General features: G+C 58.8%; 12 protein-coding genes. 9 read left to right on the top strand and 3 right to left on the bottom strand.

Annotated features, from left to right (window positions below; genetic code table 11):
• The first annotated feature begins 10 nt into the window (after positions 1-10).
• The 6 genes from hslU (at position 11) to AB7M22_RS29020 (ending at position 7,284) form a co-directional block, all read left to right on the top strand.
• Positions 11-1,351: an ATP-dependent protease ATPase subunit HslU gene (gene hslU / locus AB7M22_RS29045; RefSeq protein WP_253546978.1), complete on the top strand. Its 1,341-nt coding sequence runs from the start codon at positions 11-13 to the stop codon at positions 1,349-1,351.
• A 144-nt stretch (positions 1,352-1,495) separates the two neighbouring features.
• Entirely contained in the window at positions 1,496-1,867 is a 372-nt protein-coding gene (locus AB7M22_RS29040) for a gamma-butyrobetaine hydroxylase-like domain-containing protein (protein WP_427625443.1), read from the top strand.
• Positions 1,868-2,124: 257 nt separating this feature from the next.
• Positions 2,125-3,804 carry a class II poly(R)-hydroxyalkanoic acid synthase gene (phaC, locus tag AB7M22_RS29035; RefSeq protein ID WP_008009232.1) on the top strand — a complete coding sequence of 560 codons (1,680 nt, stop codon included), beginning with the start codon at positions 2,125-2,127 and terminating at the stop codon, positions 3,802-3,804.
• 133 nt (positions 3,805-3,937) lie between these two features.
• Positions 3,938-4,792, top strand: a complete 855-nt coding sequence (gene phaZ, locus AB7M22_RS29030; RefSeq protein ID WP_454188553.1) for a poly(3-hydroxyalkanoate) depolymerase — start codon at positions 3,938-3,940, stop codon at positions 4,790-4,792.
• 129 nt (positions 4,793-4,921) lie between these two features.
• The gene (gene phaC, locus AB7M22_RS29025) at positions 4,922-6,604 is read left to right on the top strand and encodes a class II poly(R)-hydroxyalkanoic acid synthase (RefSeq protein WP_454188552.1); all 1,683 of its coding nucleotides are present in this window, start codon (positions 4,922-4,924) and stop codon (positions 6,602-6,604) included.
• A 59-nt stretch (positions 6,605-6,663) separates the two neighbouring features.
• A complete protein-coding gene (locus AB7M22_RS29020) occupies positions 6,664-7,284 on the top strand; it encodes a TetR/AcrR family transcriptional regulator (RefSeq protein ID WP_008009235.1) in 621 nt (206 codons plus the stop codon).
• A gap of 271 nt (positions 7,285-7,555) precedes the next feature.
• On the opposite strand, the gene AB7M22_RS29015 is transcribed toward AB7M22_RS29020, so the two are convergent.
• From AB7M22_RS29015 to AB7M22_RS29005, 3 genes are all read right to left on the bottom strand, one after another.
• On the bottom strand, positions 7,556-8,368 hold the full coding sequence (locus AB7M22_RS29015; RefSeq protein ID WP_454188551.1) for a phasin family protein: 813 nt from the start codon (positions 8,366-8,368) through the stop codon (positions 7,556-7,558).
• 10 nt (positions 8,369-8,378) lie between these two features.
• Positions 8,379-8,801 (bottom strand): phasin family protein, encoded by a 423-nt coding sequence (locus tag AB7M22_RS29010; protein ID WP_007899266.1) that lies wholly within the window; start codon positions 8,799-8,801, stop codon positions 8,379-8,381.
• A gap of 248 nt (positions 8,802-9,049) precedes the next feature.
• Positions 9,050-9,325 carry a polyhydroxyalkanoic acid system family protein gene (locus AB7M22_RS29005; RefSeq protein ID WP_030129232.1) on the bottom strand — a complete coding sequence of 92 codons (276 nt, stop codon included), beginning with the start codon at positions 9,323-9,325 and terminating at the stop codon, positions 9,050-9,052.
• A gap of 155 nt (positions 9,326-9,480) precedes the next feature.
• Between AB7M22_RS29005 and ubiE the strand changes: the two genes are divergently transcribed.
• Genes ubiE through ubiB form a run of 3 tightly spaced genes read left to right on the top strand, consistent with a single transcriptional unit; the run spans position 9,481 to position 12,475 of the window.
• Positions 9,481-10,251 (top strand): bifunctional demethylmenaquinone methyltransferase/2-methoxy-6-polyprenyl-1,4-benzoquinol methylase UbiE, encoded by a 771-nt coding sequence (ubiE, locus tag AB7M22_RS29000; RefSeq protein WP_454188550.1) that lies wholly within the window; start codon positions 9,481-9,483, stop codon positions 10,249-10,251.
• Complete coding sequence (locus AB7M22_RS28995) at positions 10,251-10,874, top strand: ubiquinone biosynthesis accessory factor UbiJ (protein WP_454188549.1); 624 nt, start codon at positions 10,251-10,253, stop codon at positions 10,872-10,874. Before ubiE ends, AB7M22_RS28995 begins: the two co-directional genes overlap by 1 nt.
• On the top strand, positions 10,871-12,475 hold the full coding sequence (gene ubiB, locus AB7M22_RS28990) for a ubiquinone biosynthesis regulatory protein kinase UbiB (RefSeq protein ID WP_008005060.1): 1,605 nt from the start codon (positions 10,871-10,873) through the stop codon (positions 12,473-12,475). The genes AB7M22_RS28995 and ubiB overlap by 4 nt, the downstream gene beginning before the upstream one ends.
• Positions 12,476-12,525 lie beyond the last annotated feature (50 nt).

Below are 12,525 nucleotides of genomic sequence, written 5' to 3'. Positions count from 1 at the left end.
GCCAATTATTATGCCCATGACCCCCCGTGAAATCGTCCACGAACTCAATCGCCATATCATCGGCCAGGACGATGCCAAACGCGCCGTCGCTATCGCCTTGCGTAACCGCTGGCGCCGGATGCAGCTGCCCGAAGAGCTGCGCGTCGAAGTCACCCCCAAGAACATCCTGATGATCGGCCCGACCGGTGTCGGTAAAACCGAGATCGCCCGTCGCCTGGCCAAGCTCGCCAACGCGCCGTTCATCAAAGTCGAAGCGACCAAGTTCACCGAAGTGGGCTACGTTGGCCGTGACGTCGAATCGATCATTCGTGATCTGGCCGACGCCGCGATCAAACTGCTGCGCGAACAGGAAATGACCAAGGTTCGCCACCGCGCCGAAGACGCTGCCGAAGAGCGCATCCTCGACGCCTTGCTGCCACCGGCACGCATGGGCTTCAGCAACGAGGACTCCGCACCGTCGGCCGACTCCAACACCCGCCAGCTGTTCCGCAAGCGCCTGCGTGAAGGTCAGCTGGATGACAAGGAGATCGAAATCGAAGTGGCCGAAGTGTCCGGCGTCGATATCTCCGCGCCACCGGGCATGGAAGAAATGACCAACCAGCTGCAGAGCCTGTTCGCCAACATGGGCAAGGGCAAGCGCAAAAACCGCAAGCTCAAGGTCAAGGAAGCGCTGAAACTGGTTCGCGACGAAGAAGCCGGTCGCCTGGTCAACGAAGAAGAATTGAAGGCCAAGGCCCTGGAGGCCGTTGAGCAGCACGGCATCGTGTTCATCGACGAAATCGACAAGGTCGCCAAGCGCGGCAATTCCGGTGGCATCGACGTGTCCCGTGAAGGCGTACAGCGTGACTTGCTGCCGCTGATCGAAGGCTGCACCGTCAACACCAAACTGGGCATGGTCAAGACTGACCACATCCTGTTCATCGCTTCCGGTGCGTTCCACCTGAGCAAGCCGAGCGATCTGGTGCCTGAGCTGCAAGGTCGCCTGCCGATTCGGGTCGAGCTCAAGGCCCTGAGCCCGGAAGATTTCGAGCGCATCCTCAGCGAGCCACATGCATCGCTCACCGAGCAGTACTGTGCACTGCTGAAAACCGAAGGGCTGCTCATCGAATTCCTGCCGGACGGCATCAAGCGTCTCGCCGAGATCGCCTGGCAGGTCAACGAGAAAACCGAAAACATCGGTGCCCGTCGCCTGCACACCCTGCTCGAGCGCCTGCTCGAAGAGGTGTCGTTCAGCGCCGGTGATCTGGCCAGCACCCACGAGGACAAGCCGATCCTGATCGATGCCGATTACGTCAACAGCCACTTGGGCGAATTGGCGCAGAACGAAGACCTGTCCCGTTATATCCTGTAAGCAACTCTTACAGATGTAGTGGAACTGTGGGAGCGAGCCTGCTCGCGATGACGGAGGTACATTCAGCCATTGTGTTGGCTGAGACACCGCAATCGCGAGCAGGCTCGCTCCCACAAGGTTCCACACAAAACGGAAAAACCGGTCATGATCCCCACCGACATCAAACTTCACAAAGCCTCGAAAACCCTGTCGCTCAAATACGCGTCCGGCGAGGAATATCACCTGCCCGCCGAGTTTCTTCGCGTGCACTCTCCTTCCGCCGAAGTCCAGGGCCATGGCAAACCTATCCTGCAATTTGGCAAGATCGGCGTAGGCCTGAGCAAGGTCGAACCGGCCGGTCAGTACGCACTGAAATTGACCTTCGACGACGGACACGACAGCGGCTTGTTCACTTGGGAATATCTGTACCAGCTGGCAGTGCGCCAGGAAGATCTTTGGAACGATTATCTTGCGGAACTCAAAGCGGCTGGAAAGACCCGTGATCCGAATGAGTCGGTCGTCAAGCTGATGCTCTAGCTCAGGCCTCTGGCTATTTAGAGGGCATTTTCTAATTCCATCTGTTTGAATGCTTCGCTGCGGTGGCAACGATTGGCCCGCTTGCGAAAAAAATTAAACTCGGGTAACCAATGGAGCTGGCAAGTTCCGTGCAGTGCTCTCTGAACTAAAAAAGCAGCGATGCGCAATTTACAGTCACCCGAGCAGTAGTACTTGGCGTGCTGTGTGATTACACAGCTGGACTCAGGTACTCGTCTCAGGACAATGGAGCGTCGTAGATGAGTAACAAGCTTAACGATGACTTGAAATTTCAGGCTTCGGAAAATACCTTGGGGCTGAATCCTGTTGTTGGACTACGTAGAAAGGATCTCTTGGGCTCTGCCCGCATGGTGCTGAGCCAAGCCATCAGACAACCCATCCACAGTGCCAGGCATGTCGCCCATTTCGGCATCGAACTCAAGAACGTGCTGCTCGGAAAATCCGAGCTTCAACCGCAAAGTGATGACCGTCGCTTCCTTGACCCGGCGTGGAGTCAGAACCCGCTCTACAAACGTTATTTGCAAACTTATCTGGCGTGGCGCAAGGAGCTTCACGCCTGGATCGATGACAGCAACCTCTCGCCCAAGGACGTCGCTCGCGGGCACTTCGTGATCAACCTCATGACCGAAGCGATGGCCCCGACCAACACGGCTGCCAATCCGGCGGCGGTCAAACGCTTCTTCGAAACCGGCGGCAAGAGCCTGCTCGACGGCCTCTCCCATCTGGCCAAGGATCTGGTGCACAACGGCGGCATGCCGAGCCAGGTCAACATGGGTGCATTCGAAGTCGGCAAGAGCCTGGGCGTAACCGAAGGCGCAGTGGTGTTTCGCAACGACGTGCTGGAACTGATCCAGTACCGACCGATCACCGAGCAGGTGCATGAACGCCCGCTGCTGGTGGTACCGCCACAGATCAACAAGTTCTACGTTTTCGACCTGAGCCCGGACAAGAGCCTGGCGCGCTTCTGCCTGCGCAACAACGTGCAGACGTTTATCGTCAGCTGGCGCAACCCGACCAAGGAGCAGCGCGAGTGGGGTCTGTCGACCTACATTGAAGCGCTCAAGGAAGCGGTCGATGTCGTCACCGCGATTACCGGCAGCAAAGACGTGAACATGCTCGGTGCCTGCTCCGGCGGCATCACCTGCACCGCCCTGCTGGGTCACTACGCAGCGATCGGCGAGAAGAAGGTCAACGCCCTCACCCTGTTGGTCAGCGTGCTGGACACCACCCTGGACAGCGATGTGGCCCTGTTCGTCGACGAGCAGACCCTCGAAGCCGCCAAGCGCCATTCCTACCAGGCCGGTGTGCTGGAAGGTCGCGACATGGCGAAAGTCTTCGCCTGGATGCGCCCCAACGACCTGATCTGGAACTACTGGGTCAACAACTACTTGCTGGGTAATGAGCCTCCGGTTTTCGACATTCTGTTCTGGAACAACGACACCACCCGGTTGCCGGCGGCGTTCCATGGCGACCTGATCGAGATGTTCAAAAACAACCCATTGATCCGTCCCGACGCCCTGGAAGTGTGCGGCACAGCGATCGACCTCAAACAGGTGACCGCCGACATCTTTTCCCTGGCCGGTACCAACGATCACATCACTCCGTGGAAGTCCTGCTACAAATCCGCGCAGCTGTTCGGCGGCAAGGTCGAGTTCGTGTTGTCCAGCAGCGGGCATATCCAGAGCATTCTGAACCCTCCGGGCAATCCGAAAGCGCGCTACATGACCAGCACCGACATGCCGGTCAAAGCCGAAGAATGGATGGAAAACTCCACCAAGCACACCGATTCCTGGTGGTTGCATTGGCAGGCGTGGCAGGCCGAGCGTTCGGGCAAACTGAAGAAATCCCCCGCCAACCTTGGCAACAAGGCCTATCCAGCGGGCGAAGCTTCGCCAGGTACTTACGTGCATGAACGTTGAGCTTCAAATAACTCGCAGTCCGCGGCACTGGGAGGTGCCGCGATCTCTATCGATTACTCTCGAGGCCAACCTCGAACATTCTGCGACGGCCCGGGACGGCTCGATCAGCGTTTAAACCTACAGGGCTCTGTGCATGCCGCAACCGTTCGTCTTTCGTACCGTCAACCTGGATGGCCAGACCCTCCGCACTGCGGTACGCCCCGGCAAGCCTCACTTGACGCCCTTGCTGATTTTCAACGGCATCGGCGCCAACCTGGAGCTGATATTCCCGTTCGTCCAGGCTCTGGATCCGGACCTGGAAGTCATCGCCTTCGACGTACCCGGCGTCGGCGGTTCATCGACTCCCAATCGCCCGTATCGCTTTTCAGGCCTGGCGAAACTCACGGCGCGAATGCTCGACTATCTCGATTACGGGCAAGTCAACGTGATTGGCGTTTCGTGGGGTGGCGCTCTGGCGCAGCAGTTCGCCCATGACTATCCCGAGCGCTGCAAGAAGCTGGTGCTGGCGGCCACAGCGGCCGGCGCCGTGATGGTTCCGGGCAAGCCGAAAGTGCTGTGGATGATGGCCAGCCCACGGCGCTACATCCAGCCATCCCATGTGATCCGCATCGCACCGATGATCTATGGCGGCTCGTTCCGTCGTGATCCGACCCTGGCTGCCAGTCACGCCGCCAGGGTTCGTTCGGCAGGCAAACTCGGTTATTACTGGCAGCTGTTCGCCGGCCTCGGCTGGACCAGCATTCACTGGCTGCACAAAATCCACCAACCAACCCTGGTGCTGGCCGGCGACGACGATCCACTGATCCCGCTGATCAACATGCGCATGCTGGCTTGGCGAATTCCCAATGCCCAATTGCACATCATCGACGACGGCCATCTGTTTTTGATTACCCGGGCCGAAGCGGTGGCACCGATCATCATGAAGTTTCTTGAGGAGGAACGTCAGCGCGCAGTAATGCATCCGCATCCGGCGCCATCGGGCGGTTAACCGATCCCGACTTTTGTTTATGAAAAGGAGTCGGCAGGAGGCCGTGCCGCGCAACAACCCGCAACACCGTCTATGGTGTTTTGTTCGGGTGTGTTTGTTTTTGGCCTGATGACGAAGGAGTGTTGACTCATGCGCGACAAACCAGCGAAGGGCTCTTTGCCCGCTCCCGCTGCATTCATCAATGCACAAAGTGCGGTTACCGGTCTGCGCGGCCGGGACCTGCTTTCGACCTTGCGCAGCCTGGCCACCCACGGCTTGCGCAATCCGGTGTATACGGCCCGGCATGCCTTGAAGCTGGGCGGCCAGTTGGGCCGTGTATTGTTGGGTGAAACCCTGCACCCGACCAACCCGCAGGACAGTCGCTTTGCCGACCCGACGTGGAGCCTCAATCCTTTTTATCGCCGCAGCCTGCAGGCCTATCTGAGCTGGCAGAAAGAAGTCAAGAACTGGATCGACGAAAGCAACATGAGCCCGGACGATCGTGCCCGCGCTCACTTTGCCTTTGCCTTGATCAACGACGCCGTGGCGCCGTCCAACACGCTGCTCAATCCGCTGGCGATCAAGGAGTTTTTCAACTCCGGCGGCAACAGCCTGGTGCGGGGTATCGGCCATCTGCTCGACGACCTTATGCACAACCACGGCCTGCCAAGGCAAGTCACCAAACAAGCATTCGAGGTGGGCAAAACGGTCGCCACCACCACCGGCTCCGTGGTGTTTCGCAATGAGCTGCTGGAGTTGATCCAGTACAAGCCGATGAGCGAAAAGCAGTATTCAAAACCGTTGTTGATCGTGCCGCCGCAAATCAACAAGTTCTACATTTTCGACTTGAGCCCGAGCAACAGCTTCGTCCAGTTCGCCCTTAAAAACGGCTTGCAGACCTTCATTATCAGCTGGCGCAATCCCGATGTGCGTCATCGCGAATGGGGGTTGTCGTCTTACGTCGAAGCCGTCGAAGAAGCGATGAACGTGTGCCGGGCGATCACCGGCGCTCGCGAGGTCAACCTGATGGGGGCCTGTGCCGGCGGGCTGACCATCGCCGCGCTACAAGGGCATTTGCAGGCCAAGCGGCAGCTACGACGGGTGTCCAGCGCGACCTACCTGGTCAGCATGCTCGACAGCCAGATAGACAGCCCGGCCACCCTCTTCGCCGACGAACAGACGCTGGAAGCGGCCAAGCGCCGCTCGTATCAGAAGGGCGTTCTGGAAGGTCGTGACATGGCCAGGGTGTTTGCCTGGATGCGCCCCAATGATTTGATCTGGAATTACTTCGTCAATAACTACCTGCTCGGCAAGGAGCCGCCGGCGTTCGACATCCTCTATTGGAACAATGACAACACGCGCCTGCCGGCGGCGTTTCATGGCGACCTGCTGGATTTCTTCAAGCACAACCCGCTGAATCATCCGGGTGGGCTGGAAGTGTGCGGCACGCCGATCGACCTGCAGAAAGTCACCGTCGACAGTTTCAGCGTGGCGGGCATGAATGATCACATCACCCCATGGGATGCGGTGTATCGCTCGACATTGCTGCTGGGTGGCGAGCGGCGCTTCGTGCTGTCCAACAGCGGTCATGTGCAGAGCATTCTCAACCCGCCCCACAATCCGAAAGCCAACTACGTCGAGAATCCGAAACTGAGCAGCGACCCGCGAGCCTGGTATTACGACGCCAAGCGCGTCGACGGTAGTTGGTGGACGCAATGGCTGGGCTGGATTCAGGAACGCTCCGGCGCACAACGTGAAACCCAGATGGCTCTCGGCAACCAGAACTATCCACCGATGGAGGCGGCACCCGGTACTTACGTGCGCGTGCGCTGACGTTCAACGAACCACGGCCGCCAATGGCCGTGGCATGACTCGACCATTAAGAAGACTGGATGAAAACCCGCGACCGGATTCTCGAATGTGCCCTGCAGTTGTTCAATCAGAAGGGCGAACCGAATGTGTCCACCATGGAAGTGGCCAACGAAATGGGCATCAGCCCGGGCAACCTCTACTACCATTTCCACGGCAAGGAACCGCTGATTCTCGGGTTGTTCGAGCGCTTCCAGGCCGAATTGACGCCGTTGCTTGATCCGCCGTCCGATGTGGAATTGGCGCCCGAAGATTATTGGCTGTTCCTGCACCTGATCATCGAACGCCTGGCCCACTACCGGTTTCTGTTCCAGGACCTGTCGAACCTTGCCGGCCGCCTGCCGAAACTGGCCAAGGGGATACGCAACCTGCTTAATGCGTTGAAGCGCACACTGGCTTCATTGCTGGCACAGTTGAAAGCTCAAGGTCAGTTGGTCAGTGACACCCAGGCGCTGGGGCAGTTGGTGGAACAAATCACCATGACGTTGCTGTTCTCGCTGGACTATCAGCGGATCCTCGACCGCGAAGGTGAAGTGCGACTGGTGGTGTATCAGATCATGATGCTGGTGGCGCCGCACTTGCTGCCGCCGATCAAGGTTGCGACCGAGCGATTGGCATTGCAGTACCTCGAAGAGCACGACTAATCCTGTAGGAGCGAGCGGTGCGGCGATCCGACTTGCCCGCGAAGAACGATAACGCGGTATTCCTGATGGACCGAGGCGGCTGGTTCGCCGGCAAGCCTGGCTCCTACAGGAGCGGGCTTGCTCGACAAACAAAAACGCCCGACCTTCGCAGGCCGGGCGTGATCGTTCCCATGCTCCGCGTGGAAATGCAGCCAGTGACGCTCTGCGTCACTGCCGCAATGGACGCGGAGCGTCCGGTGAGGCATTCCCACGCGGAGCGTGGGAACGATCATCAGGACTGACTGGTTGGCGTCGATGGAGCCGGCGCAACAGTCGGGGTTACAGCAGGTGTCGGAGCAGTCGCGGAGTTCGCTGTGCTGACCGGGGTTACCGGCTTGGCGGCAGCCACTACTGGTTTCGGTGCAGCCGCTTTCGGGGCGGCCGGTTTTTTCACTACAGGCTTCTTGGCTGCTGGCTTTTTCGCAACGGCGGGTTTGGCTGCTGCGGTTTTAGCTGCGGTTTTAGCTGCAGGTTTGGCCGCCGGTTTAGCGGCTGGTTTTGCGGCCGCTTTGGCTGCAGGTTTCGCCGCGGCAGTTTTGGTTGCCGGTTTAGCGGCAGCCTTGGCCAATGGTTTGGCTACGCTTTTGGCCGCTGGTTTGGCCGCCGCGGTTTTCGCCGCAACAGGCGCAACCTTGGCACCGGTGAGTTTTTCGATTTGCTTGGTCAGGGTATCGACCTTGCTGTGCAGTGCCTTGACCTCATTGCGGCTCGGTACACCCAGGCGCGAAATGGCGCTGTTCAGACGCTTGTCGAAAGCCCCTTCCAGCTCATCCCATTTGCCCAGTGCACGATCTTTCACGCCACTGATGCGCGACTTGGCCGACGAAGCGGAGTCCTTGGCGGCATCGACTTTCTTGCCGACAGCGCTCTTGGTGAGCTTCTCGGCTTTCTCGCCGTCCTTAACCAATGTATCGAAGAGCTTGCTGCCGTCAGTGTCAATCTTCGAGTACACGCCTAAACCAGCCAGCCAGATTTTGCGGGAGTAGTCTTCGACCTTCCCGATCCACGAGCTGCCTTCTTTTTCAGTATTCTTTTTACCAGCCATCCCGTTCTCCTTAAGATTTACGCGCGACACGTTCGAGCAATGCCGTCAGCTCATCGAGCTTAGCAGAGAGTGTCTCAACGTCATGTTTAGACGGAATGCCGATACGATTCAAGGCACTTGCGATACGTGTATCGAAAGCCCTTTCGACTTTGTCGAGTTGAAGTTCAACTTTGCCTTTGAAAGTGCTCACTTCACTCTTGGCTTCATCGATCTCGGCATTGGCCGCTTCAAGTTTTTCAGTGACTACTTTTTTGCCTTTCTTTTCAACAGCTTGACCAGCCTTGATCAGCTCTTGAACGTACTCGCTACCCTCTTGGCCGACCTTGGTGTAAGCACCCAGGCCAGCGAGCCAGATCTTGCGGGCATACGATTTGACGTCGCCCAGGGCGTTAGTCTCAACGTCGACTTTTTTCTTCAAAATAACTTTGGCCATGGTGCACCTCACGCGCAGAAGGGTCGAGGAACTGCCCGCAGAGAGTCGGGCTCAGGCACAAAGTAGTGAGAATAATTAGAAACGGCACCCTAACAAGTGACATAAACAAGTGACTATGCCACCGAACCTGTGGGAGCGGGCTTGCCCGCGAAGAGGCCTGTACATCCGCAATATCTTCTGCGGCAGGAACATCGTCTTCGCGGGCAAGCCCGCTCCCACAGGGTTTCTCATTCCACAGAAAGAATGGATCAGGTCAGTGCTTTATCCAGGGCCCTTTCGATTTCCGATTTGATGGTGCCGCTCATGGCGGACATCAACAGGCCCAGTTCGACATCGACCTTGATCGAGTCCTCGCCCACATACACCGCCCCTTTTACACCCGAGCGCCTGAGGTTCAGTGTGTCGCCAGACCACTGCGGCTCCAGGCCATATTGCTCGGACAGTTTCTGCGCCAACTTGTCGGCCTTCTCGCGGGCCGCTTCCTTACCCAGGCCGTGGGCACGCTCAACACTAATACGGGCCATCGAATGACTCCTGCTTTATCGTGACTTGCTCAAGACATCTTGACCCTGCATGCGTCAAAACGTCCCGGTAGTTGCCTATCTTACCTTCAGCCTTGCCAAGACAAAGCAGGCCACCGGGATTAGAATGTCCCGCATTCTCTTTTGGTGACAGCGATATGACTGATCAGCGCAAAGGCAGCGATGCCGAACCCACCACTCACTTCGGCTTCAAAAACGTTCCGGAAAGCCAGAAAGCGGAAAAAGTCGCTGAGGTTTTCCACTCGGTAGCCGCCAAGTACGACTTGATGAACGACCTCCTGTCGGGCGGCATGCACCGTCTGTGGAAGCGTTTCGCGATCGAGCTGTCGGGCGTGCGCACCGGTAACCGCGTGCTGGACATCGCCGGCGGCACTGGCGACCTGACCCGCAAGTTCTCGCATCTTGTGGGACCGACGGGTCAGGTAGTGTTGGCCGACATCAACGAATCCATGCTCAGGGTCGGTCGTGACCGCCTGCTGGATCTGGGTGTGTCCGGCAACGTCGAATTCGTCCAGGCCGATGCTGAAAAGCTGCCGTTCCCGGACAACCATTTCGATTGCGTGACCATCGCTTTCGGTCTGCGCAACGTGACGCACAAAGAAGACGCCCTGCGCTCGATGTTGCGCGTGCTGAAACCGGGCGGCCGTTTGCTGGTGCTGGAATTCTCCAAACCGACCAACGCGCTGATGTCCAAAGCCTACGACGCCTATTCGTTCGCCTTCATGCCGTTGATGGGCAAGCTGATCACCAATGATTCGGAAAGCTATCGCTACCTGGCTGAATCGATCCGCATGCACCCGAACCAGGAAACCCTGAAGTCGATGATGGTCGAGGCCGGTTTCGACCGCGTGACCTATCACAACATGACCGCAGGCATCGTCGCCCTGCACCGTGGCATCAAACCCTGATGTTGCTGGCCGGCCTGCTCGCCAGCGTTGAACTCGGCCTGAACCGGGTGCTGCGTCTCGACAGCACGGCGCTGCCGCGGCTGGCGCATTTGAGCGGCCGGGTGATTGCCGTCGATTGCCGCAACCCGGCGCTGCAACTGTTCATCCTGCCCAGCGACGAAGGCCTGATGCTCGCCTCCCAGTGGGAAACCGGCGCCGACTGCACCTTGCGCGCACCGGCCTCAAGCCTGCTGAAACTGGCAACGAGCAAGGACAAGACTTCGATTCTGCATGCCCCGGAAGTCGAACTCGACGGCGACAGCGGCGTGCTGCTGGAACTGGCGGCGATCCTTCAGGACCTCGAACTGGACTGGGAGTACGAACTCTCGCGCTGGCTGGGACCTGTGGCCACGCAACTGGTCGGCGGTCACCTGCGCAGTCGCGCACGCTGGTATCAGCAAGGGTTCGCCAGTCTGAACCAGAACCTGGGCGAATACCTGGCCGAAGAATCGCGCGCCCTCGTCGGTCAGCGCGAAGCTGACGCCCGTTTTAATGAACTGGACCAGATCAAGCTCGATCTGGAACGTCTCGAGGCGCGTTTCGAGCGCCTTTCCCGATCCCTCGACCCAAGCGATAACGCATGAAGCTGCTTGCCGTCCGCCGTTTGTTGCGCATCCAGCGCGTTGTGATTCGCTACCGCCTCGATGACTTGCTGTTCGCCCTGCCACTGCCCTGGTTTTTGCTGGCGCTGCGCTATGCCTTGCCGTGGCGTTGGTTTCCGCGCAAGACGCTGGACCTGAGCCGTGGCGCGCGACTGCGCCTGGCGTTGCAGGACCTGGGGCCGATTTTCATCAAGTTCGGCCAGATTCTTTCGACGCGCCGCGACCTGCTGCCCGAAGACATCGCCGATGAACTGATGAAGCTGCAGGACCGCGTACCGCCGTTCGACTCGCAAGTATCGATCCGGCTGATCGAAGAGCAGCTTGGCAAAAAAATCAGTGAAGTCTTCAGCCGTTTCGACGTCGAACCGCTGGCCTCGGCCTCGGTGGCGCAGGTGCATGCCGCGCAGCTGAAAACCGGCGAAGAAGTGGTGGTCAAAGTGATCCGCCCGGGCCTGAAACCGATCATTGCCCAGGACCTGGCGTGGCTATTCATCCTCGCCCGCGCCGCAGAAAAACTCTCGGCCGACGCCCGCTTGCTGCACCCGGTGGACGTGGTCAGCGACTACGAAAAAACCATCTACGACGAACTCGACCTGCTGCGCGAGGCGGCTAACGCCAGCCAGCTGAAGCGCAATTTCGAAGGTTCGCCGCTGCTGTATGTGCCGCAAGTCTATTGGGACTGGTGCCGCCCGAAAGTGCTGGTGATGGAGCGTATCTACGGGATTCAGGTTACCGACCTCGCGACCCTGGCCGACCAGCGCACCGACATGAAAATGCTCGCCGAGCGGGGCGTGGAGATCTTCTTCACCCAGGTGTTCCGCGACAGCTTCTTCCACGCCGACATGCACCCCGGCAACATCTTCGTCAGCACCGTGCAACCTTGGAGCCCGCAGTACATTGCGATCGACTGCGGCATCGTCGGCAGCCTGACCCCGGAAGACCAGGACTATCTGGCGCGCAACCTGTTCGCGTTCTTCAAGCGTGATTACCGGCGTGTCGCGCAGTTGCACATCGATTCGGGCTGGGTACCGGCGGAAACCAAACTCAACGAATTCGAAGCGGCGATCCGCACGGTGTGCGAGCCGATCTTCGAAAAACCGTTAAAAGATATTTCCTTCGGTCAGGTGCTGATGCGCCTGTTCCAGACCGCGCGACGCTTCAACATGGAAGTGCAGCCGCAGTTGGTATTGCTGCAAAAAACCCTGCTGAACATCGAAGGCCTGGGCCGTCAGTTGTACCCGGACCTCGATCTGTGGAACACCGCCCAGCCGTTCCTCGAACGCTGGATGCGCGAACGCGTCAGCCCCAAAGCCTTGATCGGCAACGTGCAGAGCCAGTTCGAGCAGATCCCGCATCTGGCCAACATGGCCCGCGATCTGCTCGAGCGCATGTCTCAGCCCCACGCCAACGACCCGCCGCCCCCTTGGCACAAGCGTAAGGACGACTGGTTCCTGCGGTTGCTCGGCACCGCTCACCTGGCGGGTGGCACGATACTCGCCGCCGGTGGCCCGCTGAACGAATTGGGGCATTGGCCCGCCGGAATCATGGTGGCGGTCGGCTTGTATCTGGTCGTTCGCCGATAGCCAGTCGCGCCGCACGCTGGCACACTGTTTCAACGCTGAATTTGAACATT

Source organism: Pseudomonas sp. ADAK2 TE3594, assembly GCF_053628675.1.
Note: the sequence above shows the minus strand (reverse complement) of the source record. Positions and strands in the feature narration are given on the sequence as shown.